20 protein-coding genes are annotated in these 24,069 nt (G+C 69.4%); 10 read left to right on the forward strand and 10 right to left on the reverse strand.

What is annotated here, in order from left to right; all coding sequences use genetic code 11:
- Positions 1-29 precede the first annotated feature (29 nt).
- Positions 30-2,066 carry a thioredoxin domain-containing protein gene (locus tag HLA95_RS11175; RefSeq protein ID WP_255591831.1) on the reverse strand — a complete coding sequence of 679 codons (2,037 nt, stop codon included), beginning with the start codon at positions 2,064-2,066 and terminating at the stop codon, positions 30-32.
- A 101-nt stretch (positions 2,067-2,167) separates the two neighbouring features.
- On the opposite strand from HLA95_RS11175, the gene HLA95_RS11180 reads away from it, so the two are divergent.
- Both HLA95_RS11180 and mnmE read left to right on the forward strand, forming a co-directional pair.
- Entirely contained in the window at positions 2,168-2,437 is a 270-nt protein-coding gene (locus HLA95_RS11180) for a DUF6489 family protein (RefSeq protein ID WP_191062279.1), read from the forward strand.
- On the forward strand, positions 2,356-3,768 hold the full coding sequence (gene mnmE, locus HLA95_RS11185) for a tRNA uridine-5-carboxymethylaminomethyl(34) synthesis GTPase MnmE (RefSeq protein WP_322100126.1): 1,413 nt from the start codon (positions 2,356-2,358) through the stop codon (positions 3,766-3,768). Before HLA95_RS11180 ends, mnmE begins: the two co-directional genes overlap by 82 nt.
- A gap of 25 nt (positions 3,769-3,793) precedes the next feature.
- Here the strand turns inward: mnmE and HLA95_RS11190 are convergent, their stop codons facing one another.
- Positions 3,794-6,304: a cation:proton antiporter gene (locus HLA95_RS11190; RefSeq protein ID WP_222183351.1), complete on the reverse strand. Its 2,511-nt coding sequence runs from the start codon at positions 6,302-6,304 to the stop codon at positions 3,794-3,796.
- Positions 6,305-6,407: 103 nt separating this feature from the next.
- On the opposite strand from HLA95_RS11190, the gene mnmG reads away from it, so the two are divergent.
- From mnmG to HLA95_RS11215, 5 genes are read left to right on the forward strand one after another with little or no spacing between them, the layout of a single operon-like run.
- Positions 6,408-8,267: a tRNA uridine-5-carboxymethylaminomethyl(34) synthesis enzyme MnmG gene (mnmG, locus tag HLA95_RS11195; RefSeq protein WP_222183353.1), complete on the forward strand. Its 1,860-nt coding sequence runs from the start codon at positions 6,408-6,410 to the stop codon at positions 8,265-8,267.
- 8 nt (positions 8,268-8,275) lie between these two features.
- Positions 8,276-8,905 carry a 16S rRNA (guanine(527)-N(7))-methyltransferase RsmG gene (rsmG, locus tag HLA95_RS11200; protein ID WP_191060768.1) on the forward strand — a complete coding sequence of 210 codons (630 nt, stop codon included), beginning with the start codon at positions 8,276-8,278 and terminating at the stop codon, positions 8,903-8,905.
- Positions 8,871-9,689: a ParA family protein gene (locus HLA95_RS11205; RefSeq protein ID WP_191060769.1), complete on the forward strand. Its 819-nt coding sequence runs from the start codon at positions 8,871-8,873 to the stop codon at positions 9,687-9,689. Before rsmG ends, HLA95_RS11205 begins: the two co-directional genes overlap by 35 nt.
- Positions 9,686-10,591 carry a ParB/RepB/Spo0J family partition protein gene (locus HLA95_RS11210; protein ID WP_223861619.1) on the forward strand — a complete coding sequence of 302 codons (906 nt, stop codon included), beginning with the start codon at positions 9,686-9,688 and terminating at the stop codon, positions 10,589-10,591. The genes HLA95_RS11205 and HLA95_RS11210 overlap by 4 nt, the downstream gene beginning before the upstream one ends.
- A 15-nt stretch (positions 10,592-10,606) precedes the next feature.
- Positions 10,607-11,323 (forward strand): class I SAM-dependent methyltransferase, encoded by a 717-nt coding sequence (locus HLA95_RS11215; RefSeq protein WP_191060770.1) that lies wholly within the window; start codon positions 10,607-10,609, stop codon positions 11,321-11,323.
- Here HLA95_RS11215 and HLA95_RS11220 read toward each other — a convergent pair.
- Positions 11,320-12,117: a helix-turn-helix domain-containing protein gene (locus tag HLA95_RS11220; RefSeq protein WP_222183355.1), complete on the reverse strand. Its 798-nt coding sequence runs from the start codon at positions 12,115-12,117 to the stop codon at positions 11,320-11,322. The genes HLA95_RS11215 and HLA95_RS11220 overlap by 4 nt on opposite strands.
- Positions 12,118-12,151: 34 nt before the next feature.
- On the opposite strand from HLA95_RS11220, the gene HLA95_RS11225 reads away from it, so the two are divergent.
- The gene (locus HLA95_RS11225) at positions 12,152-12,661 is read left to right on the forward strand and encodes a hypothetical protein (protein ID WP_191058373.1); all 510 of its coding nucleotides are present in this window, start codon (positions 12,152-12,154) and stop codon (positions 12,659-12,661) included.
- On the opposite strand, the gene HLA95_RS11230 is transcribed toward HLA95_RS11225, so the two are convergent.
- On the reverse strand, positions 12,652-14,430 hold the full coding sequence (locus HLA95_RS11230; protein WP_223861401.1) for an AMP-dependent synthetase/ligase: 1,779 nt from the start codon (positions 14,428-14,430) through the stop codon (positions 12,652-12,654). The two genes, HLA95_RS11225 and HLA95_RS11230, sit on opposite strands and share 10 nt — an antisense overlap.
- A 116-nt stretch (positions 14,431-14,546) precedes the next feature.
- Between HLA95_RS11230 and HLA95_RS11235 the strand changes: the two genes are divergently transcribed.
- Both HLA95_RS11235 and HLA95_RS11240 read left to right on the forward strand, forming a co-directional pair.
- On the forward strand, positions 14,547-16,385 hold the full coding sequence (locus HLA95_RS11235; protein WP_370467484.1) for a M3 family oligoendopeptidase: 1,839 nt from the start codon (positions 14,547-14,549) through the stop codon (positions 16,383-16,385).
- Entirely contained in the window at positions 16,369-17,745 is a 1,377-nt protein-coding gene (locus tag HLA95_RS11240) for an ABC1 kinase family protein (protein WP_191058374.1), read from the forward strand. Before HLA95_RS11235 ends, HLA95_RS11240 begins: the two co-directional genes overlap by 17 nt.
- Here the strand turns inward: HLA95_RS11240 and HLA95_RS11245 are convergent.
- From HLA95_RS11245 to HLA95_RS11270, 6 genes are all read right to left on the reverse strand, one after another.
- Positions 17,717-19,672 carry a putative bifunctional diguanylate cyclase/phosphodiesterase gene (locus tag HLA95_RS11245; RefSeq protein WP_191058375.1) on the reverse strand — a complete coding sequence of 652 codons (1,956 nt, stop codon included), beginning with the start codon at positions 19,670-19,672 and terminating at the stop codon, positions 17,717-17,719. The two genes, HLA95_RS11240 and HLA95_RS11245, sit on opposite strands and share 29 nt — an antisense overlap.
- Before the next feature lie 205 nt (positions 19,673-19,877).
- On the reverse strand, positions 19,878-21,344 hold the full coding sequence (locus tag HLA95_RS11250; RefSeq protein ID WP_191058376.1) for an aldehyde dehydrogenase family protein: 1,467 nt from the start codon (positions 21,342-21,344) through the stop codon (positions 19,878-19,880).
- Positions 21,341-21,775: a type II toxin-antitoxin system VapC family toxin gene (locus HLA95_RS11255; RefSeq protein ID WP_191058377.1), complete on the reverse strand. Its 435-nt coding sequence runs from the start codon at positions 21,773-21,775 to the stop codon at positions 21,341-21,343. Before HLA95_RS11255 ends, HLA95_RS11250 begins: the two co-directional genes overlap by 4 nt.
- Entirely contained in the window at positions 21,772-22,023 is a 252-nt protein-coding gene (locus tag HLA95_RS11260) for a FitA-like ribbon-helix-helix domain-containing protein (protein ID WP_191058378.1), read from the reverse strand. Before HLA95_RS11260 ends, HLA95_RS11255 begins: the two co-directional genes overlap by 4 nt.
- Positions 22,024-22,077: 54 nt before the next feature.
- The gene (locus tag HLA95_RS11265) at positions 22,078-22,896 is read right to left on the reverse strand and encodes an SDR family oxidoreductase (protein ID WP_191058379.1); all 819 of its coding nucleotides are present in this window, start codon (positions 22,894-22,896) and stop codon (positions 22,078-22,080) included.
- On the reverse strand, positions 22,889-23,944 hold the full coding sequence (locus HLA95_RS11270) for an N-acetylneuraminate synthase family protein (RefSeq protein ID WP_191058380.1): 1,056 nt from the start codon (positions 23,942-23,944) through the stop codon (positions 22,889-22,891). The genes HLA95_RS11265 and HLA95_RS11270 overlap by 8 nt, the downstream gene beginning before the upstream one ends.
- Between the last annotated feature and the right edge of the window lie 125 nt (positions 23,945-24,069).

The following is a 24,069-nucleotide window of genomic DNA, read 5'->3' on the forward strand; positions in this document are numbered from 1 at the left end:
CCTTCTCGGGTTCGTTTCGCTCCGTGCCGTCAGTTTGCGCCGATCCTGCCCACGCGCAAGGCGGCGGCCTCCAGCTCGTCCCGCAGTGCTGTGGGATCGGTGACCGGGGCCGTGCAGGTCGCGGCGACGCAGACATAGGCGGTGGGCCGCCCGTTGCGGCTGGACTTGCCGAAGGCCGGGTGCTCCGTCGGCAGGGTATCGCCCGCCTCGACCTGCTGGACCACGAGATGCGGCAGCGGCGTGGTGAGGGCAGTATGGCGCAGCACGGCGCACTCGGCCGCCGGTCCGGCCAGCACGATCTGGATGGGCATCTCCAGCGCCAGGGAGGCGGCCAGGAAGGCGCAGTGGGCGGCCGGCTGCTCGGTCACCTCGCCTGCCACCGAGCGCACCAGAAGCTCCGCCCGCTCCCGCCAATGCGCCTGGCCGTCCAGGGCATGCATCAGCGCCAGGCATTCCAGCAGGGTCGCCAGCGGTGCCGGGCTCGGGCCGTCGAAGGCGGTCTTCGGGCGGACCAGGAGGTCGGTGGCATCGGCCGGGGCCAGACGGTAGCCGCCATCCGGATCGGCGAACGCCCGCTCGACTGCCTCCAGGATCGTTACGGCACGGGCTGTCCAGCGTGCGTCGCCACTGGCCAGGCCAAGGGCCAGGGCGGCACGGGCCATCTGGGCGTGGTCGTCGAGCAGGCCCAGCTCCAGACGCCGGCCGTCCCGCCAGGCATGACGCAGCCCGCCATCGGGCGTGCCCAGCAGATCCATCACGGCGTCGAAGGTTTCCGCCGCCAGGGCCAGCCAGTCCGGCCGGTCGAACGCGGTGGCGGCCCGAGCCAAGCCCTGGATCGCGAGGCCGTTCCAGTCGGCCAGGATCTTGTCGTCTCGGGCCGGTGGGACCCGCCGTTCCCGCGCCGCCAGGAGGGCAGCCCGCATCCGCGCCAGCGCCGCCTCGTCCTCCGCCGGCGCCAGGCCCGGCTGGTGCAGGCGGTTCAGGACGTTGCGGCCCTCCCAGTTGCCGCCCGGCCGGACGTCGTAGTGCTTGGCGAATGTGCTGGCATCGGCGCCGAGCACGGCTTCGATCTCGGCCGCGTCCCAGACATAGAAGCGGCCCTCCTCGCCCTCGCTGTCGGCATCGAGCGAGGCGGCGAACGCGCCGGCACTGCGCATCTCGCGCATCAGCCAGCCGACCGTCTCCTCGGCCCTGGCCCGGAACTGCGGCTGGGGGTCCAGCAGATGGCACTCGGCCAGCAGGCCCAGCAGCTGGGCGTTGTCGTAGAGCATCTTCTCGAAATGCGGCACGCGCCAGAAGGCGTCGACCGAGTAGCGGGCAAACCCGCCGCCCAGATGGTCGTAGATCCCGCCCTGGCAGATCCGCCTGAGGCTGTGCAGGACGGTGCCGGCCATCTGCCGGTCACCTCGTGCGATCGCGGTGCGGCGCAGCAGGTCCAGCATCGGCACCTGCGGGAACTTGGGCGCGCCGCGCAGCCCGCCATGCTCCGGGTCGAAAGCGCGCGCGATGGCCTGTGCGGTGGCGAAGGCCAGCCCGGCCGGCACGCCCTCGCCCGGCTCCGGCCTGCCCAGCTCGGCCATCGCCGCCATCATCTGGTCGCGATTGGCCAGCAGCCGCTCACGGTCCTCCCGCCACAGCTTCGCCAATTGGGTCAGGACCTGGGAGAAGCTCGGCAGGCCGTGGCGTGGGCTGGGCGGGAAATAGGTGCCGCCCCAGAAGGGCGCGCCGTCCGGGGTCAGGAACATGGTGAGCGGCCAGCCGCCCGGCTGGCCCAGGAGCTGCAGCGCGTGCAGGTAGATCTGGTCCAGGTCCGGCCGTTCCTCGCGGTCCACCTTGATCGGCACGAACCCGTCATTGATCAGCCGGGCGACCGCCGGGTCCTCGAAGCTCTCATGCGCCATCACATGGCACCAGTGGCAGGCGGCGTAGCCCACCGACAGGAGGATCGGCCGGTCGAGTTCCCTGGCCAGCGCCAGGGCCTCGGGGTTCCATTCCCGCCAGTGGACCGGGTTGTCGGCGTGCTGCAGGAGGTAGGGGCTGGTGGCATCGCGCAAGAGATTGGCCAAGACCAGGCTCCCTTCTCGTGGTGGTGGCGGTGCCGGAGGTTGCCGTCGGCCGCCTTCGTCCTAAGGATGTGGAGCGGCGGGATCAAAACGGCGAGGCGGACATGAAAGTGAGCATCGACATCGACTGCACCCCCGAGGAGGCCAGGCAGTTCCTGGGCCTGCCCGACGTGGCGCCCATGCAGAAGAGCCTGATGGACACGCTGGAAAAGCGCCTGTCGGACGCGATCAACGCCACGGACACCAAGCAGCTCATGGAGACCTGGCTGCCGCTGTCCAAGGGGCTGGAGCAGTGGCAGACCATCTGGGGGCAGATGATGGCGACCGCGACCGGGATGCGGCCACCAGCGCCGCCCAAGGACGAGCAGCGCTGACGGGCGACACGATCTGGGCCTGGGCGACGCCGCCCGGGCGATCGGCGGTCGCGGTGCTGCGGATCTCCGGGCCGGCGGCGTTGCAGGCACTGGCGCGCCTGGGCGTCGCCCGGCCGCCCGAGCCGCGCCGGGCGGTGCTGGCCCGGCTGCGCGACGGGCCGGATGGGCCACCGGTCGACCAGGCCGTGGTATTGCGCTTTGTGGCCCCAGCCAGCTTCACGGGCGAGGACCTGGTCGAGCTGCAGCACCATGGCGGCATCGGCGTGCGCCGGATGCTGGCGGCAGCATTGGGCCGGATGCCCGGCCTGCGCCCGGCGGAGCCCGGCGAGTTCACGCGGCGCGCCTATCTGGCGGGCAAGCTCGATCTGGCGGAAGTGGAAGGCCTGGGCGACCTGATCGAGGCCACCACCGCACGCGGCGTGCGCGCGGCACTCTCGCGGCTGGAAGGCTCGGTGGGGCGCCGGGTCGGCCAGTGGCACGAGCAGCTCATGGAACTGCGCGCGGCGGTCGAAGCGGAGCTGGATTTCGCCGCGGACCAGGCCGATGTCGCTTCGGGCGCGCTCGGCCGGATCCGGCCGGACATGATGCGGCTGCGCGCGGAGCTGGCGGAGGCGCTGGCCCGGGCCCCGGTGGCGGAGCGGTTGCGCCATGGCTTCGTCGTGACGGTGGTGGGTGCGCCCAATGTCGGCAAGTCGAGCCTCGTCAACCTGCTGGCTGGCCGTGAGGTCGCGATCGTGACGGATCGTCCGGGCACCACGCGCGATCCGGTCGAGGTGGCCCTGGACCTGGACGGCCTGCCGGTGACGCTGATCGACACGGCCGGTCTGCGCGACAGCGACGACCCGATCGAACAGGAAGGGATGCGCCGCGCCAGGGACAAGGCGGCATCCGCCGATCTCGTGCTAGAGCTGGTCGATGCGCGCGAACCGGTGCTGCCGGCACGGCCGGCGGTTCCGGTCGCGGCAGGCCAGGTGCGGCTGGTGGTGGCGAACAAGACCGACCTGGCATCGGCGCCGGCGGACCATCTGGCGATCTCGTGCCGCACCGGGGCCGGGATCGACCGGCTGCTGGCAAGGGTGGCCGCAGCCCTGGCGGCGCCGGACCAGGCGGAGGCCGGGGCCGTGCCCGTGGGCGCCCGGGCCGAGGCGGCACTACGGGAAGCGCTGGTCGCCCTGGACGATGCGTTGGCGACGGTTCATCTGCCCGAGCCGGTGCTGGTGGCGGAGGCGCTGCGCCAGGCGAGCCAGGCATTGGCCCGCATCACCGGGGCAGGTGCCGACGCCGAGGACGTGCTGGACCGGATCTTTTCCCGGTTCTGCATCGGCAAATAGCCGCTCCATGTTTCACGTGGAACAATCAGCTGGCCGGCTCGGCCGGCTCCTGCCACACGCCCAGACGCTCGGCCGCCACGCGGCGGATGGCCGCCGCTGCCTGGGGATCGGCGGCCAGGAACCGGTCGAACACGTCGGCATGCAGTTCGAGCAGGTGGCAGTAGCCCATGGCGACCACGTCGGCGCGGCGCGGCTCGCGGGTGAGCAGGCCGAGTTCGCCGAAGAAGTCGCCGGTGCCGAGCCGGACCGGCTCGTCCAGGACCACCTCGACCGCGCCGCTGGCCACGAAGTACATCCGGTCACCCAGCGCGCCAGAGCGCACGATCCGTTCGCGCGGCAGCACCATGCGCGGGCGGAGCAGGCGGCTGACCGCCTCGATCTGCTCCGGCGCCAGACCCTTGAACAGCGGCAGCTCGCGGAGGATCGCCGGGATGTCCATGTGCAGGTCGAGGGTCGGCGCCTCCTCCAGCCGGTGCGCGCGCAGGCGGGTCGTCTCCATCAGGTTGCGATAGACCGGCGGGGTGATCAGCCGGTCCTGCAGCATCTGCCGGTAGGCATCCTCCTCCATGCGCAGGGCAGCGCGGTCCAGGTAGCGGGCGCGCAGCGCCTCGGCATAATCGGGATATTGCAGCTCCAGGGCGTCGAAGCTGCGGTCGACCAGCTCCTTGCGGTCGCGGACCACATGCAGCGCCGTCTCGGCGACCCGCGGCTCGAACAGGGAGGGCAGCCGCTCCCGGGCGAACTCGACACATTCGTTCATGACCCGCCGGCTGATCAGCATGACCTCGAACCGGTCGGCAAGCTGGCGGGCCAGCGGGGTGGACCAGCGGAAGGTGCGCTGGATCCAGACGCATAGCCGCATGTACCAGTCGAACCGGCTGAGCCGCTTGGCAGCCGACCGGTAGCCGCGCACGCCATCGGTCTGCAGCGCGTCCTGGAGCAGGTCGGTATTGGCGAGAAGCTGGGCAGCCGTGCGCCGGCCGGCGAGGCCGCGGCCGATCTCCTCGACATAGAGCGTGGCCTCGCGCTGCGTGACGGTCAGCAGGGCCGCGGTGAGCTGCTGGGACAGCATGTCGTCGCCGAGTGGCGCCACCCGCCGCGGCAGGGCGAGGCGCGCCTTGTTCAGCCGGTCGATCTCCGGCGAGGTCTCCGGGTCGATGCCGAGCCGCACCGCCTCCAGCCGGAGCCGGTCCAGCATGTCGGTCTGGCTGAGCTCCAGCGCGCGGTCGCGCACCATGCGTTCCAGCGGGCCGAGCTGGTTCAGCCCGAGCCAGCCGATCAGCGCGCGCAGCGTGGTGCCCTGGACGAACAGGGTGAACAGCACGTAGGAGACCGCCACCACCTCGACCAGGTGCTTCACCTCCTGCGCGATGCCCGGCAGCTCGGAAACGGCGAGCGCCAGGGCCAGGGTGACCGCGCCGCGCAGACCACCCCAGAGCATCACCAACCGATAGGCGCTGCGGATCGGCGCGGCGAGCTTGAGCGCGGTGAGCAGCGGGATCACGGCGTAGAGCACGAAGATGCGGGCCGCGAAGGTGGCGAGGATGAGCACGACCAGCAGGAAGAAGTCGTGCAGCCGGAACTCGACCAGCACCTTGGGGATCAGCATGGCCGCCATCATGAACACCAGCGACGCGGCCCAGAAGCCGAGCTGCTGCCAGACATGATGGATCGCTCCCCAGGAGCCCGTGCTCATCCGGCGCCGGCCGAGATAGCCGAATGCCAAGCCCGCGGCGACGGTGGCGACCACGCCAGAGATATGCAGCACGTCCTCGCCGATGATGTAGGCGAGGTAGGCCAGCGACACGGACAGGGTGATCTCGGCGGGCCCGGCCCGGTCCAGCCGGGTGAGCAGGGCCGCGCCGAGCCGGCCCAGCACCAAGCCGAACAGCCCGCCGCCGATGAAGTCCCACAGGAAGGTCCAGGCGATCGCGGTGGGATCACCGTCATTGCCGGCGCGCAGGGCGGCCACGAAGGCGCTGAACAGGGCGATCGCCGCGGCATCGTTCAGCAGGCTCTCGCCCTCGACCAGGTCGGACAGGCGGCGCGGTGCGCCCACCTCGCGGAACACCCCGATCACCGCGATCGGGTCGGTGGTGGCGACCACCGCACCCAGCAGCAGGCAGCCGGCCAATGGTACGGCGGTGAACGGGTTGAGTGTGATGCCGACCACCAGCGTGGTTACCAGCACGGCCAGCACCGCCATGGCCAGCACCGGCACCAGATCGTCGCGCAGCGCCCGGGCATCCAGGCTGATCGAGCTCTCGAACAGGAGGATCGGCAGGAATACCAGGAGCAGCATGTCCGGCGGGATGTGCAGGTCGGCGAGGTTCCCGATCAGCCCGCCCAGCCCCGGCGACCAGCCGGGGAACATGTGGGTGTCGGTGAAGAACAGGAGGCCGCCGATCGCGATGCCGACGATCGCCAGCAGGGTGGTGGCCGGCAGGCGCAGGCGATCGGCCAGGGCCGGCACGAAGGCGGAAATCCCGAGCAGCACGGCCAGCGCCAGCATGGCGAGCACGACGGAGGACATCATGTTTCCCTGCGATCCGGATTCGCCTATCACCCGGGGGCGTCATGCCTTTGAAGCGGCGTGCGCGGCAATGCGCTAGTTCAATCCGGGACCGCTGCGACCTGCCATGCAAATCTTCGACGTGATCGTGATCGGCGGCGGCCATGCCGGGGTCGAGGCGGCTGCCGCCGCGGCGCGACTCGGCGCCCGCACGGCACTTCTGACCCAGGACCGCCGGGCGATCGGGCGGATGTCGTGCAACCCCGCGATCGGCGGGCTCGGCCGTGGTCAGCTGGTGCGCGAGGTCGATGCGCTGGACGGGATCATGGCGCGGGCGATCGACCGGGCCGGCATCCAGTTCCGCATGCTTGCCGCGGACAAGGGGGCGGCGGTGCGCGCCCCGCGCATTCAGGCCGACCGGCGGGCCTACGAGGCTGCGGTGCAGGCACTGCTCGCCGAGCAGGCGGACCTGCAGGTGCTGGAGGCCGAGGCGGTCGACCTGATCCTGGAGGAGGGCCGCGTCCGGGGCGTGATCGACCAGGAGGGCTGCTCGCTGCGTGCAGAGGCGGTCGTGCTGACCACCGGCACCTTCCTGCGCGGCGAGATCCATCTGGGCGAGGAGCGCCGGCCGGCCGGCCGCCTGGGCGAGCGGCCGTCGGTGCGCCTGCCGGAGCGGCTGGCGGCGGCCGGCATCACGCTCGGCCGGCTCAAGACCGGCACGCCGCCCAGGCTGCGGCGGGACAGTATCGACTGGGCGGCGCTGCAGGCGCAGCCGGGCGATGACCCGCCGGTGCCGATGTCGTTCCTGACCGACCGGATCGGCCAGAAGCAGGTGGAGTGCCGGATCACCTGGACCAACCCCGCCACCCATGCGCTGATCCGCGCCGACTTGGCCCGCTCGCCGGTCTTCTCCGGGCAGATCACCGCCGGGGGCGTGCGCTACTGCCCGTCGATCGAGGACAAGGTGGTGCGCTTCGCCGACCGGGAGCGCCATCAGGTCTTTCTGGAGCCGGAAGGAGCGGATGACCCGCTGGTCTATCCGAACGGGATCTCGACGGCGCTGCCGCGCGAGGTCCAGGTCGCCCTGGTCCGCTCGATCGCCGGGCTGGAGCGGGCCGAGATCGCCCAGTTCGGCTATGCGATCGAGTATGACCATGTCGACCCGCGCGAACTCGGGCCGGATCTCGCCATGCGCCGCCTGCCGGGCCTCTACCTCGCCGGGCAGATCAACGGCACGACCGGCTACGAGGAAGCAGCCGGCCAGGGGATCGTCGCCGGGATCAACGCGGCGCTGCTGGCGGCGGGGCGCCCGCCCTTCATGCTGGAGCGCAGCCAGGCGATGATCGGGGTGATGATCGACGACCTGGTGAGCCGGGGGGTGACCGAGCCCTATCGGATGTTCACCAGCCGCAGCGAGTTCCGGCTGAGCCTGCGCGCCGACAATGCCGACCTGCGCCTGACCGAAGGCGGCATCTCCCTGGGCGTGGTTGGTGCGGAGCGGCGCAAGGCGCATCTGGCCAAGCTCCAGGCGCTGGAACTCGGCCGGGAGCTGCTCCGCCGGATCTCGGTGACACCGGGCGAGGCGGCGGTGCACGGGATGGCGGTGCAGGCGGATGGAAGGCGCCGGGACGGGTTCGACCTGCTGCGCCTGCCGGACATCGGCCTGGGCCGGCTGGTGCCGCTGGCGCCGGCGCTGGCCGACCTGCCCGGCGCGGTGCAGGAGCAGCTCGTGATCGAGGCGCGCTATGCCACCTATCTCGCCCGGCAGGAGGCGGAGGTCCGCCGCTTCCGGGCGCAGGAGGAACTGGCCCTGCCCGTCGACCTCGATTATCGCGGAATCCCGGGGCTGAGCGCCGAGGTGGTCGCGGTGCTGAGCCGGGCCCGGCCGCGCTCGCTGGGTGCTGCAGCACGTATCCCCGGAGTGACCCCGGCTGCCACCGCGCGGCTGCTGCGGTTCGTCGAGCGGCCGGGCGCGTCCGCGGCATGAGCCGGCCGATGTCGCCAGAGGAATGCGCCGGGCTGCTGCGTGTTTCACGTGAAACGCTTGAGCGGCTGCGGCGCTGGGTGGAATTGCTGGAGCTGTGGCAGCAGCGGATCAACCTGGTCGCGGCCAGTACACTCGCCGATCCGTGGCGTCGCCATGTGCTGGATGGGGGGCAGTTGCGGCAACTGGCACCGGAGGCTTGGACCTGGGCAGATCTCGGCACCGGCCCGGGCGTGCCCGGCATGATCCTGGCGATCATGGGCGTGCCGGACATGCATCTGGTGGAAAGCGACCAGCGCAAGGTCGCCTTCCTGCGCGAGTCGGCCCGGATCACCGGGACAGACGTGACCATCCACGCGGTGCGCATCGAGCAGGCTAGGTTGCCCAAGCTCGACGTGGTGACGGCACGGGCGCTCGCACCCCTGGACCGGCTGCTCGGTCTGGCCGCACCGCACATGGCCGAGGCCACAGTCGCCCTGTTCGCCAAGGGCCAGACGCTGCCGTCGGAATTGACCGAGGCGGCGCGGCACTGGCATATGAGGCAGGACGTCCTGCCGAGCCTCTCGGATCCGAGAGGTAATATCCTGCGCGTCAGCGAGGTCGTACGTGTCGACGGTCGTCGAGTTCAAGAGCGGGCCTAAGGCACGCATCTTCGCGATTGCCAATCAGAAGGGTGGGGTCGGCAAGACCACGACCACCATCAATCTCGGCACCGCCCTGGCGGTGGCCGGCAAGCGCGTGCTGGTGGTCGACTTCGACCCGCAGGGCAATGCCTCGACCGGGCTGGGCGTCGATCGCTCGGTGCGCACGGTGACCGCCTATGACGTGATCACCGGCCAAGCGCCGGTGGCCGATGCCCTGACCGAGACGGCCGTGCCGGGCCTCACCCTGATCACCTCGACCGTCGACCTGTCGGCGGCCGAGGTGGAGCTGGTGGATGACGGCAAGCGCAGCTATCGGCTGCGCGATGCGCTGCTGCGGCTGGAAGACCGGTTCGACTATGTCCTGATCGACTGCCCGCCCTCTCTGGGCGTGCTGACGATCAACGGGCTGGTCGCCGCACACGCGGTGATGGTGCCGCTCCAGTGCGAGTTCTTCGCCCTGGAGGGGCTCAGCATGCTGCTGCGCACGGTCGAGCGGGTGCGGCGCACCCTGAACCCGCGCCTGCAGATGCACGGCATCGTCCTGACCATGTTCGACCGGCGCAACAATTTGTCCGAGCAGGTGGCCCAGGACGTGCGCAGCTTCATGGGCGAGCGGGTCTACGACACCGTGATCCCGCGCAACGTGCGGATCTCGGAAGCGCCATCGCACGGCAAGCCGGTGATGCTCTATGATGTGCGCTCGGCGGGTGCCATGGCCTATGCGCATCTGGCCGGTGAGATGCTGAGACGGGATCGACGCATGATGGCGGCAGCACGGTGAAGCATTCCGACCAGACGCCCGGCAGGCGGCGTGGCCTGGGCATGGGGCTCTCCGCCCTGCTCGGCGAAGATGCCGGCACGATCCTCGATGCCGAGCATCAGGCGGCCAAGCCGGCGCCCAAGGGCGCCAGGCTGGTGCCGATCGAGCAGCTCTCGCCGTCACGCCACCAGCCGCGGCGTGGGTTCGACGAGGACGAGCTGGAACTGCTGGCGGATTCGATGCGCCGCCACGGCCTGCTCCAGCCGCTGCTGGTGCGTCCGGCCGGACGGACCGACGGGTTCGAGATCGTCGCCGGGGAGCGGCGCTGGCGGGCCGCGCAGCGCGCCGGGCTGGCCGAGGTCCCGGTGCTGGTCCGCGAGCTGGGCGAGCAGGAGACGCTGGAGATCGCGCTGGTCGAGAACGTCCAGCGCAAGGATCTTACCCCGCTGGAAGAGGCCGATGCCTACCGGCGGCTGGCCGACGAGTTCGGCCATACCCAGGAGGACATTGCCAGCGCGCTCGGCCGCAGCCGCAGCCATGTCGCCAACACCATCCGCCTGCTGGGCCTGCCCGAACCGGTACGGCACCTGCTCGACCAGGAGAAGATCAGCGCCGGCCATGCACGGGCGCTGTTGGGGGCGGCCGATCCGGCAGCACTGGCCGAGATCGTCGTCCGCGACGGGCTGAATGTCCGGCAGACGGAAGAGCTGGTGCGCCGCCAGCAGACGGCCAAGCCGGCCAAGTCTGTCGACCATCCCGCCGTGGATGCCGATGTGAAGGCGTTCGAGGAGCGGCTGTCCCGACGCTTCGGCCTGCCGATCGCGATCCGGCAGAAGAAGGACGGCGGCGAACTGGTGGTGCGCTGGCGGACCCTGGACCAGCTCGACCGGTTCCTGGGGCTGGTGGGCGGCGAGGAAGGCTGAGGCCTGCGGCTGCCGATGACCGACCAGGACCGCCGTCACTGGCGCCGGGTCGCGCAGCAGTGGATCAGTTGGGCCGGCACGCCCGGCCATGATGCCTTCTGGGCCTTTCTTCCGGCGCTGCGCGACTTCGTCGGTGCTGGACAGGACGAGGTCCTGGAAATCGGCTGTGGTGAGGGACGGGTGGCCCGTGCGCTGACGGCGCTGGGCTATCGGGTCACCGCCACGGATGCGGTGCCGGCCATGGTCGAGGCCGCGGCGACCGCCCGCTCCGCGGAGCGCCATCTGGTCGCCGATGCTACTGCCCTGCCGTTCGCCGCGGCGAGCTTCGACCAGGTAATGGCCTATAACGTGCTGATGGACGTAGCGGACATGGCGGCGGTGCTGCGCGAGGTCCGACGTGTGCTGCGGCCATCAGGGCAGCTGGTCGCTTCGATCGTGCACCCATTTCGCGATCGCGGCCGCTTTGCCGGGCCGGAGCCGGAGGCGGATTTCGTGCTGAAGGGCAGCTATTTCGGCCGGGTGCGCTTCGACGGGATCGAGGAGCGCGACGGCAAGTCGATGCATTTCGCTGGCTGGTCGCAGCCGCTGGAGACCTATGCCGCCGCCCTGGAGCAGGCCGGACTGGCCATTATCAGCCTGCGCGAGCCGCTGCCCGACCTCGCGCTGGCACCGCGCCTCGTTCAGTCCGCCCGGGTGCCGATGTTCCTTTGGCTGAAGGCCAGGCCGACCTAGCCGGCCATGAGCCGCCGCATGACGGCGGCCGTCGCCTCGTCCGCCGGAAAGAACGTTTCCAGTGCCAGCTCGGCCAGGGTCACGTCCAGGGGCGTGCCGAACACGGTGGTGGTGCTGATGAAGGCGAGCGGGCCGTGGCTGGTCACCAGATGTAGCGCCACCGCGATGCCCGGCTCGTGGGCGGCGGTGGTGCCCCGCTGGGGCCCGCTGCCCTGATGGGGATAGGCGGCCAACTCCTCGAACAGCCGGCCGAGTTCCGGGTCGGCGGTGAGCTCCAGCTGGCGGTGCAGGCGCGACAGCAGGTGGGCGCGCCATTCCAGGAAGTTGCCGGTTCGCGGGGCCAGTCCTTCCGGATGAAGCGCCAGACGCAGGGCGTTCACCGGCGGCTCCAGCAGGGCCGGGCTGACGCCCTCCAATAAGTGCGGGATCGCCCGGTTGTGCGCCAGGATCTGCCAGTGCCGATCCACCGCCAGGGCCGGATGGGGCTCATGGCCGGCGAGGATGGTCTCCACCACCTCGCGCGCCGCCGCCAGCCCCGGATCATCGAGCCGCCGCTCCGGGAACATCGGGGCGAAGCCGGCCGCCACCAGCATGACGTTGCGCTCGCGCAGCGGTACTTCCAGCGATTCGGCCAATTGCAGGATCATCTCGCGGCTGGGCTGGGCGCGGCCGGTTTCCAGGAAGCTCAGGTGCCGTGCCGAGACCTCCGCCTCCAGGGCCAGCTCGAGCTGACTCAGCCGGCGGCGCTGGCGCCAGTTGCGCAGGAGATCGCCGATGCTCTGGGTGCTCGTCATGGTCCTGTCCTAGCGCTGCCGGCGACGTGCTGCCATGACCTCGGAGGTAATCGACCGGGTGCCAGGGAGCGTGCAGATTCGGCTGGCCATCCACCGGAGTGCCACCATGACCCGGATCGTGCCGTCCTGCTTCCTCCGCCGTGTTCTCGTGGCGGGTGCTGCCGGCAACCTGCTGGCCGGCAGCATCGCTGCCCTGCTGCCCGTCATGCTCGGCGACGGGCTGGGTCTTCCCGCCATGACGATCAGCGTTGCCGGCCTCTACCTGCTGGGCCAGGCGGAGCTCGGTCTGTGGCTGGCCGGCCGTGGCAGCCTCCCGGAGACCGCGGTCTGGCTGCTGATGGGCGGCAACGCCGCCTTCGCCTTCATCAGCATCCTGCCGCTGGCCCTGGCCATGCTGACGCCCAACCTGGCCGGTGCCCTCGTGATCTGCGCCGAGGCCTGGATCGCGCTGGCCTTCGTCGAACTGCAGCATCTGGGCTTGGCCCGCTCGACGCGCCTCGTCGAGTGGGAGACCTATGGTGCGAGGCTCGGGCCTCAGTCGTAGAGGTCGGCGATCTGCGCCTCGTACCGGGCGTAGATCAGCGAGCGGCGCAGCTTCAGGCTGGGGGTCATCAGCCCGTTCTCGGTGGTGAACGGCTCGTGCAGGAGCTGCCAGCGCCGGATCCGCTCGATGGGCGACAGGCCGGCATTGGCCTGCTTCATCGCTTCGGCCATGGCCTGCCGGAACTTGTCGTCGCGCACCAGGGCTGCCGGCTCCAGCTTCTGGTCGTGCTCCTTGGCGAAGCGCTTCATGAAGTCCGCGTCCGGCACGACCAGCGCCACCAGATAGGGCTTGCCGTCGCCATAGATCACGACCTGGCCGATTTCCGGGCTCAGGCCGAGGATGCCCTCCACCCGCTGCGGGCTGACATTGTCGCCGCCGGAAACGACGATGATGTCCTTCTTGCGGTCGGTGATGCGGAGATAGCCGTCCGGCTCGAGCTGGCCGATGTCGCCGGTGTGCAGCCAGCCGTCGCGTAAGGCGTGCCGGGTCGCCTCCTCGTCCTTCCAGTAGCCCTTCATCACCATGTCGCCGCTGACCAGGATCTCGCCGTCCTCGGCGATCCTGACATTCACCCCCTTCAGCGGCGGGCCGACTGTATCCAGGCGTACTGCGCCCGGCGGGTTCACCGAGATCACCGGCGAGGCCTCGGTCTGCCCGTAGCCCTGCAGGATCGGCAGGCCCAGCGACTGGAAGAACAGGCCGACTTCCTGGTTCAAGGGTGCGCCGCCGCTCACCAGTGCCTTGAGCCGGCCGCCGAACCGGGCGCGGATCTTGTCGCGCACCAGGCGGTCGAGGATCCGGTCCAGGACCTGCTCGATCGGATTGAGCCGCCCATCCCGGTAGCGCCTACTGCCGAGCTCCAGGGTCTTGCCGAACAGCCAGGCCTTGAGCCCGCCCTGGCGCTGGACCTCCATGCTGATCCGCTGGCGCAGGACCTCGTAGAGCCTGGGCACGCAGGTCATGATGGTCGGCCGCGCTTCCAGGAGATTGGTGCGGATCGTTTCCGTGCCCTCGGCGTAGTAGATCTCGGCCGCCAGCGCGATCGGCAGGAACTGGCCGGCCGTATGCTCGTAACTGTGCGAGAGCGGCAGGAAGGACAGGAACACCTCGTCGCCCAGCCCGATACGCACCAGGAGGTCGTGGGCGCCGGTGACGTTGGCCATAATGTTGCGGTGGGTGAGCATGACGCCCTTGGGTCGGCCGCCCGTGCCGCTCGTGTAGATCAGGCAGGCGACCTCGTCCTCGTCCAGGTCCGGCACGTCGGGCAGCGCCGGCGAGCGCCGGCCCAGCGCCAACGCATCCTGCCAGGAGATCGCCGTGACCGGCAATGCATCGACGCCGGCCAGGGGCTCCATGAACAGGACGGTGCTGGCCTGACCCTCGGCCTGGGCCATCGCCGGGAGCAGTCGCTGTGCCAGGCTGCGGCCGGAGCAGATCACCAGACGGGCGCCGCTATGCGCCAGCAGATAGGCGTGATCGTCGATCGTGTTGGTGGTGTAGGCTGGCACGGTGATGCCGCCCGCGGTGATGATCGCCAGGTCGGCGATGCACCATTCGGGGCGGTTCTCCGACACGAGCAGCACCCGGTCACCCCGCTCGAGGCCGAGCTGGACCAGTGCCTGCGCAAGATGCCGGACGTCGGCGGCGACAGCGGCATAGCTCTGGGCCCGATAGACGCCCTCCCGCTTGGCCCAGAGGAAGGGCCGGTCGCCCTTGCGGCGGACGGTCCTCTGGAACATCTCGACCAGGTTGCGGCCAAGCTCCGTCAAGCGCCTCCCCCTTCCCGTTCTCGTCCGGCTCCGGCCGTGCATTGCGCCGGTCCATCCCCATATCTCCTTCACGCGCGTAAGGGAGAACAGGTGTGCTGTCTATTCGGGTGGATCGGCTGACGGATCGCGAGCAGGTGGCGGCGGGTGGCCTGCCCAGGGAGCAACAGGGGCCGGCCTGGGACCTGACCGACCTCTATATCGACCGTGCCGATCCCCGGATCGCGGCTGACCTGGCGGCGGCCAAGGCGGAAGCCGAGCGGATCGCCGCGAGCTGGCAGGGCAAGGTCGCACAGCTCGGCGGCGACGAGCTGGCGGAGCTGCTGGAGGCCTACGAGGCGCTGGACGACCGGTTGGGTCGCCTCGCCTCGTTCGCGTCGCTCCTGTTCGCCGCGGACCGTGACGATGCCGAGATCGGGCGATTCTACCAGGGCATCCAGGAGCAGATCACGGCGGTCTCGTCGACCACCCTGTTCGTGACCCTGGAGGTCAACAAGATCGAGGAGGCCGACCTCCAGGCTAAGCTCGAGAGTTCCGCCTGTCTCGGGCGCTTCCGGCCCTGGCTGCGCGACACCCGTGCCTGGCGCGAGCACCAGCTCGAGGACGCGGTCGAGAAGGTGCTCCTGGAAAAGCACGTCACCGGCCGCTCGGCCTGGGTGCGCCTGTTCGACGAGACCCTGGCCGCCTTGCGCTTTCCCTTCGACGGCCAGGATCTCACCAGCCAGGAGATCTTCGACAAGCTGTCGTCCAAGGACCGCAACGTGCGGGAGAAGGCGGCAACCTCGATCGGCCAGGTGCTGGCGAAGAACCAGAAGCTGTTTGCCCGGATCACCAACACGCTGGCCAAGGACAAGCAGATCGAGGACGGCTGGCGGAAGTTCCCGCGCCCGATCAGCTCGCGCAACCTCGCCAACCATGTCGAGGACGAGGTGGTCGATGCGCTGATCGGCGCGGTGCGGGCGAGCTATCCCAAGCTCTCGCACCGCTACTATGCGCTGAAGGCGAAGTGGCTGGGCCTGGAACATCTGGAATACTGGGACCGCAACGCGCCCCTGCCGGAAGAGTCCGATGCGCGGCTGCCCTGGACGCAGGCACAGGAGCTGGTGACCGATGCGTATCGCCGCTTCTCACCGAAGCTCGCCGGGATCGTGACCGACTTCTTCGAGAAGGGCTGGATCGACGCGCAGCTCCGCCCGGGCAAGGACAGCGGCGCCTTCTGCCATCCGACCACGACCTCGGTGCATCCCTATGTCCTGATGAACTATCAGGGCCGGCCGCGGGACGTGATGACGCTGGCGCACGAGCTGGGCCACGGCGTCCATCAGGTGCTGGCGGCCAAGCACGGCCCGCTGATGGCGAGCACGCCCCTCACCTTGGCCGAGACCGCCTCGGTGTTCGGCGAACAGCTCACCTTCCAGGCTCTGCTGGCCGGCACGACCGATCCGGCGGAGCGCCGCGTGCTGCTGGCCGGCAAGATCGAGGACATGATCAATACGGTCGTCCGGCAGATCGCCTTCGTCGAGTTCGAGCGCCGCGTGCATGATGCGAGACGCGAGGCCGAGCTGACGCCGCCGGAGCTGTGCAAGATCTGGATGGAGGTGCAGGTCGAGAGCCTGGGGCCGGTCTTCCGCTTCCGCGAGGACTACCAGACCTTCTGGTCCTACATCCCGCACTTCATCCACGTGCCGTTCTATGTCTATGCCTATGCGTTCGGCGACTGCATGGTGAACTCGCTCTACGCGGTCTACCAGCAGAACCCGGACGGCTTCGAGCCGAAATACCTTGAGCTGCTCTCCGCCGGTGGGACGCTGCGTCACAAGGAACTGCTGGCGCCGTTCGGTCTTGATGCCACGGACCCCGATTTCTGGAGCAAGGGCCTGAGCGTGCTGGAGAAGCTGATCGACCAGCTTGCCGTGGAACTGAAGGAGGCGGGTATCGCCGATGAGTCGACCGCTTAAGCCCGCCCCGCGTTCCGAGAACAGCCTGACCGGCAGGGTCGCCCGCTATGCCCAGGTGGGCGGCTCGGTGGCCGGTCAGGCGGCCCGAATCGCCAGCAACCGCTTCCTCAGCCGGCAGACGGACCGGGGAGCCCATGCCAACGACCTGCGCCAGGCGCTGGGCGGGCTGAAGGGCCCGCTCATGAAGGTCGCGCAGATGCTGGCGACCATTCCGGATGCCCTGCCCCCGGAATATGCCGAGGAACTGGCCAAGCTGCAGGCGTCGGCCCCGCCGATGGGCAAGCCGTTCGTGCGCCGGCGGATGGCCAGCGAACTGGGGCCGGACTGGCGCAGCCGCTTTGCCGAGTTCGACCTGGAGGCGGCCGCGGCCGCCTCGCTGGGCCAGGTGCATCGGGCCACCCTGCACGATGGCAAGCTGGTCGCCTGCAAGCTGCAGTATCCGAACATCGAATCGGCGGTGGATGCCGACCTCGCCCAGCTCAAGATCCTGTTCGCGGTCTACCGGCGCTGGGACAAGGCCATCGACACGAGCCGGATCTACGAGGAGATCGCGGAGCGGCTGCGCGAGGAGGTCGATTATGAGCGGGAAGCGCGCCACATCGCGCTCTACGACCATATCCTGACCGACGAGGCGCAGGTCTCGGTGCCCGAGGTGGTGCCGGAGCTCTCGACCCGTCGGCTCCTGACCATGGGCTGGCTGACCGGCCGGCCCCTGATGGAGTTCCGCTCGGCCGACCAGGAGACGCGCAACCAGATCGCGATCGCGATGTTCCGCGCCTGGTACATCCCGTTCTACCGGGTGGGCGTGATCCATGGCGACCCGCATCCCGGCAACTACACGGTGCGGAGCGATCTGGGCGTCAACCTGCTCGACTTCGGCTGCGTCCGGGTGTTCCCACCCTCCTTCGTCAAGGGGGTCACCGACCTCTACTGGGCGCTGGCCAGGGGCGATCGCGACCTCGCCGTCTCTGCCTATGAGCGCTGGGGCTTCCGCGGCCTGTCGAACGAGATGATCGACGTGCTCAACGAGTGGGCGGGCTTCCTGTATGGCCCGCTGATGAAGGACGAGCCGCGCCTGATCCAGCAGACCAACAGCGGCCAGTATGGCCGCGAGGTGGCGCAGAAGGTCCACCAGAGGCTGCGTGAGCTGGGCGGGGTCACGCCACCGCGCGAGTTCGTGTTCATGGACCGCGCCGCAGTCGGCCTGGGCTCGGTGTTCATGCACCTCAAGGCCAACATCAACTGGTACCGGCTGTTCGTCGACCTGATCGACGACTTCGACGAGGCGGCGCTGGCCAGGCGCCAGGATACGGCGATGCGGGCGGCCGGGCTTACGGGGCTGACCGCCGACCCGGTCTGAGGATCGGCAGGCGGCGGCCAGCCACGTCGGCTGCCGCCAGCGGCGGCGACAGGAGGTGCCCCTGGACCTGGTCGCAGCCGATCTCGGCCAGCCGGGCCAGCTGCTCCTCGGTTTCCACCCGCTCCGCAGTGACGCTCCGGCCGAGCTCGTGCGCCATGCCGACAATGGCCCGCGCGATCGCCAGTGCGCGCACATCCTGGGCGATCCGGCCGACCAGGGAGCCGTCCAGCTTGAGCGTGTCGAACGGGAAGCCGGCCAAGCGGGCGAGCGGTGCGCGGCCCGCCCCGAACCCGTTGATGGCGATGCTCAGGCCCGCGGCCGAGAGGTCATGCAGGTTGCCGATGAAGGCTTCCCGGCCGGGGTCGCCCACCGCCGCCTCGCTGATCTCGATCTGCAGAAGGTAGGGCGGCAGCCGGCTCTCGTGCAGCGCCGCCTCGATCATGGGAACCAGCTCCGGCTGCAGCAGCTCCGGAATGCTGAGATTGACCGCGACCCGCAGATGCAGCCCCTGCTCCGCCCAGCGGGCGGCCTGTCGGCAGGCACTGCGCAGCACCCAGCGGCCGAGCGGCCGGATCAGGCCGCAGCTTTCGGCAAGCGGCACGAAGGTCGAGGGCGGGATGGCCTGGCCGCGATCATGCCACCGGCACAAGGCCTCCGCCGCGACCGGGGCCAGATCGGGCAGCGCCAGGATCGGCTGGTAGACGAGCTGGAGCCGCTCCTGATCGAGTGCCTGCTGCAGCCTCGCCTGCATGCTGCGCCGGCGGCTGAGCTCCTCGTCCATCTCCCGCCGGTAGCGCATCTGCCGGTTTCGGCCGGCAGCCTTGCCCTGGTAGAGCGCGACGTCGGCCGCCCGCAGCAGCTCCTCGTCGCTGGTGCCGTCGTCCGGGAAGATCGCCACGCCGAGGCTGCACGAGGTCTCGATGCACCGGCCCTCCCAATGGAACGGCCGGGCGAGGCTGTCGGTGAGCCGGCTGGCCAGGGCCTCGACCGCCTGCAGGTCCGTCACCCCGACCTGCACCAGCGCGAACTCGTCGCCGCCGAGCCTCGCCGGGGAATCCGTCTCGCGCACCATGCCGGACAGGGTCCTGGCCACGTTCTGGAGCAGGGCGTCGCCGCAGGCATGGCCATGGCTGTCATTGACCCGCTTGAAGTCGTCCAGGTCGATCAGCATGAGAGCCACCTTGTCGCCGTCCCGGCGCGCCCGGCTCAAGGCCTGGCGCAGCCGGTCGCTGAACAGGGCCCGGTTGGGCAGGCCGGTGAGCGCGTCGTGATGGGCAAGCCGGGTGATCTCCGCCTGGGTGGCGATCTGGCTGCTGATGTCGTCGACCATGATGAGGATCGAATCGAGCGATCCGTCATGGTGGCGCGCGACCGAGACATGCGCGGCGCAGTGGAGGATCCGGCGCTCCCTGGTGCGTGCCCGAAGCGTGAGCTGGGCGGAGCTCACCGCCTGATCGCGGATCGCATCGTACATGGCCAGACGCCGGCTCTGGTCCGCCTCGTGGATCAGCTCGAGCTCGTCCAGGGTCCGCCCGTTCGCTTCCTCGGCCCGCCAGCCGAAGATCAGCTCGGCCTGCCGGTTCCAGCCCGCGATCCGGCCCGGATGGCCATGGCGATAGTCGAGCTGGATCACGGCGAGCGGCAGGGTTGCGACATGGTTGTCCCATGCAGTGCCGACCGTGACCGGCCGTGGCGGCTGCATGGGCGGGGCAGGCGGAGCCGTGGTGCTGCTGCGGTGGAACATGAGCAGCGCGCCGATCAACCCGGTTGCCCCCAGGGCCAGGTAGAAGAACAGGTGTGACGGAGGTGCGCCGTCCAGCTCGGCCGGCTCCCCGGCCGGTTCCATGCCGGGCAGCAGGAGGGCAGCGGCCAGGAAGGAGAGGCCGGCGAGGGGGAAGATCAGGTTGAAGAGACGGCCGCGCAGCATGCTGTCGGTTTCCGGGGGCCAGGCGTCTGGGTCACGGACCGCGCCCGGCCGAACCCGCAAACGGCTTGGCCGGCGCCCTGGGCTGGGTGAACAGCCCTGATCCGAAACTACCGGGACGATAGTTGGCTACCCCGAAGCCTTCAATCAGGCGAATTCACCGCACCCCTGCAAGAACAGCCGCCTGTGTCGCGCAGGATGCTGCCGATCAGGCTCCGGAAAAATCGGTGTTGATGGCGATGTTCTTGAGTTCGCTATAGATATCCAGTGCCTCGGTCCCGGGTTCTCTCGTGCCGTTTCCGGATAAGCCACGGCCACCGAACGGCATGTGGGCCTCGCTGCCGTGGGTGCCGGCATTGATCACCGCCACCCCTGCGCGCACCCGTTCGCAGAACAGGAAGGCGCGGTCGAAGGAGCGGGTATGGATGCAGGCCGTCAGCCCATAGGCGGTCCCGTTGGCCAGTTCCAGCGCATGCTCGAAACTGTCCGCCCGGTACAGGCAGGTGATCGGCCCGAACAGCTCGGAATGGGTAATCTCGTCCTCGGCGGCCACTCCCTCCAGGATGGTGGGCATCATGAAGAAGCCCGCCGCGAGTTCCGGCGCATCGGCGCGGGTGCCACCGACCAGCACCCGGGCCCCCCGCGCCCTGGCCCGCTCCACGGCTGCCTGCATGTTGGCGAGCTGCCGTGCGTTGATGACCGGGCCCAGATCGTCGCTATCGCCGTTGCCGAGCCTGAGCGCCCGGGTGGCCGTCACGAACTTCTCGGTGAACGCGTCGTAGATCGGCGCGTGCAGGATGATCCGGCTGCCGGCAGCACAGCGCTGGCCGGCATTGCTGAAGGCCGAGAGCACCGCCCAGCGCACCGCCTTGTCGAGATCGGCGTCGTCCATCACCACGAAGGGGTTCTTGCCGCCGAGCTCCAGGCTGATCTTCTTCAGCCGGGCACCCGCCAGCTCCGCCAGACGCCGGCCGACCCGGGTCGAGCCGGTGAAGCTCACCACGTCCACCGCATCATGCAGCACCAGCGGCTCGCCGGCCTCAGCCCCCAGGCCGTGCACGACGTTGAGCACACCCGCCGGCAGGCCGGCTTCGGCCGCCGCCCGGGCGATCCAGCCCGCCGTGAACGGCGTGTCCTCCGCCGCCTTGAGCACCACGCCGTTGCCGCAGATCAGGGCCGGGAAGACCTTCCAGGCGACGTTGGCCGCCGGCGTGTTGGCCGCGATGATCAGCCCGGCCACACCGGCCGGCGTGCGCACCGTCAGGTTGAGCTTGCCCGCCGTGCCCGAGGGAATGGTCCGTCCGAACAGGCGCTGCCCCTCACCCGCGAAGAACCGCGCGCACTGCACGGCCGCACCGACCTCGCCCTTGCCTTCCTTCAGCGACTTGCCGGTCTCGGCCGCCACCACCGCGCCCAGCTCGTCGGCCTTGGCCTCCATGATGTTGGCGATCCGGTGCAGGATCTGCCCGCGCTGCACCGCCGGCACGGCCGCCCAGCCAGGCTGCGCCGCCTTCGCCACCTGGACCGCATCGTCGACATCGGCAACCGACGAGCGCGCGATCCGTGACTGCAGCTGCCCCGTGTACGGGTCGAACTTCTCGATCCGCTCGCCGCTGCGCGCCGGGACCTCGCGGCCGCCGATATGATTGTCCAGGGTGCCGGGGATGGTCGTCATGCTACTGCCTTCGGATCGAACGGGTCGACGAGGGGAACGCCGAACACGGCGAAGTCGCCCAGGTCGCGGGTGGCGACGGTCATGGAATGGGTAAGTGCGACGGCGGCGATCTCCGCGTCGGCAAATCCTGCGGGACGGCCACGCATCATTGCTGCAGCGCGGATCTCGCCACAGCGTACAGCAGCTGCCTTGTCGAACGGCAATATCCTGCCCGCGAAGCGCCGATTGACCAGATCATTCAGGTGGACCTGAAGTTCCTGCCGACGACGTCCCGCAGGCAGACGTTGAAGGCCGAAGGTGATCTCGTTGATCGTCGTCGCCGTAATGAAAAGCTGTGAGAGTACCTTTCGGGTTACCCAGCTATGCACACGGACGTCAGGCTGAGGTCGCATCATCTCCGACACGACGTTGGTGTCGAGGATGTAGTTCATTCGTCTTCGAACGGGTTCGGAGGGATCGAGTAGTCGTCAGGGATGTCCAGTTCGAAGTCCTCAGTCACCTTGGGACCGCTGCGCAGAAACTCCCAAAGTGCCTCACCAGTGAGGTCCCCTGGTGGACCTGCCGCCTCAGTCAGTAGCGCACGGACCTCGGCTTCCATCGACCGGCCGTGCTCCTTCGCCTGCGCCTTGAGGCGCTCGACCACCGCGTCATCGACATTGCGCACCAGGATCGTCGCCATGAGTCACCTCCGACCGCTGCTAGCATGAATGCTAGCACAAAGTCGGCCGACACGTCACCAGGCGGTCCAGCCCCCGTCGATGCGGAACTCGGCGCCGGTTGCATAGCGCGACGCATCGGAGAGCAGATAGACCATGATCCCGACATAGTCGTCGGGCTCCGCCATCCGGCCGAGCGGCATCTTCTTCAGGTAGCCCTCGAGAAAACGCGGGTCCTGGTTGGCGAACACCCCGGCGAGCGTCACGCTGTTCACCCGCACGCCCCTGCCCGCCCAGTAGGTCGCGAGATAGCGGGTCAGGTTGTAGAGCGCCGACTTGCTGGCCGAATAGGCCACCGGCTTGAAGAAGGTCTCGGCCTCGCTGCGCCGGTACTCGTAGATCGACTGGTCGGGCGAGACCACGCCGTAGATCGAGCCGATCAGCACGATCGAGCCCTGGCCGGCCTTCGCCATGGCGCCGCCGAACACCTGGCAGCACAGCATGACGCCGGTGACGTTGACGTCCAGCACCTTGCGGAACGAGTCGACCGGGTAGTCCTCGAACGGCCCGTTCTCCGACGCCGGCGCGTTCGGGGGGCTGTCCAGCGCCGCGTTGGCGATCAGGCCGGACGGCGTGCCGAGCCGGGCCTCGATCCGCCGCAGCGCTGCCTGGAGTGCCTCCCGGTCGGTGACGTCGGCCGCCAGCGCCAGGGCGCGGCCATCGGCACAGGCTTCCTGCAGGGGCGCCGGCAACCGGGAGATGTCGTCATGGCGGTCGAGGAGGGCGACCTTCGCCCCCCTCTCCACCAATGCTGCCGCATAGGCGCTGCCGAGCTGGCCCAGCGCGCCGGTGACGATCACGACGCGCCCGACCAGGTCGAACAGCGGATCACGCACGGGCGAGGCCTTCGAGCGTGATGTTGTCGTCCGCCGCCAGTGCTGCCGTCAGCTTCTGGCCGATCACCACGTTCATCTGGTGCGGCGGCAGGCCGTCGTTCGGCGACTTGATCGCGATGTCCTCGCGGGTCAGCACGTGGCCGGCCGGCAGGTCGCGGGCGGCGACCAGCTTCTTCGCCATCTTGAAGAGCGGCTTCTCTTCCGACGGGTACTGCTTCTTCACCCCATCGCCCATGGCGACCCGGGCGCGCTTCAGGTCGCGCACCAGCTTGCGCATGCCGACCGGCTCCAGCGAGAAGGCATGGTCGGTGCCCTTCATGGTGCGGTCGAGGGTGAAGTGCTTCTCGACCATCCGCGAGCCCAGGGCGTAACCCAGCAGCGGCATGGCGATGCCGGAATCATGGCTGGAGAAGCCGATCACGATGTCCGGGAAGGCCTTGCGATAGGTCTCGATCACCCGGAGGTTCAGCTCTTCCCAGGCCGGCGGGTAGCCCGCGGTGCACTGCAGGATCGCGAGCTGCCGGTTGATCGGCATGATCGTCTCGTAGGCGCGCTTCACGTCGTCCATGGTGGCGCCACCGGTGGACACGATCATCGGCTTGCCGAGCTTCGCGACATATTCGAGCAGCGGCGTGTTGATGATGTCGCCGGACGCGATCTTGAAGGCCGGCATGTCCAGCGCGTGGAGGAAGTCGGCGCTCTCGAAGTCGAACGCGGTCGAGAAGAAGGCGATGCCCTTCTGCTTGCAGTAGTTCGCCAGCTCGACATACTGCCGGTCATCGAACTCCAGCGCCTCGCGATGCTCGCCATAGGTCGAGCCGAAGGCGTTCTCGGAGTTGTAGCTGCTCTCGTACATCGACTTGGTGAACAGCGCGCGGTTCTCGCGCTTCTGCAGCTTCACCGCATCGCAGCCGCATGCGACCGCGGCGTCGATCATTTCCTTGCACTTCTCGACGCTGCCCTGGTGGTTGTGCCCCACCTCGGCAATCACATAGGTATCGGTATCATCGGCGATGCGCCGACCGGCGATGACGAGCTCACGAGACATCGACCACTCCAAGCAAGGCGAACGGCGCAACCGCGTCGCGGCTTCCTGTCTGCACGAAATCTGGGCGCGTCGCGGGTGCGATCTGGTAGCGTCCTGGAAGGCCCCGAACAACTGTCATGGACGAT

Source organism: Geminicoccus harenae (assembly GCF_019800005.1).
Taxonomy (GTDB): Bacteria; Pseudomonadota; Alphaproteobacteria; order Geminicoccales; family Geminicoccaceae; genus Geminicoccus; species Geminicoccus harenae.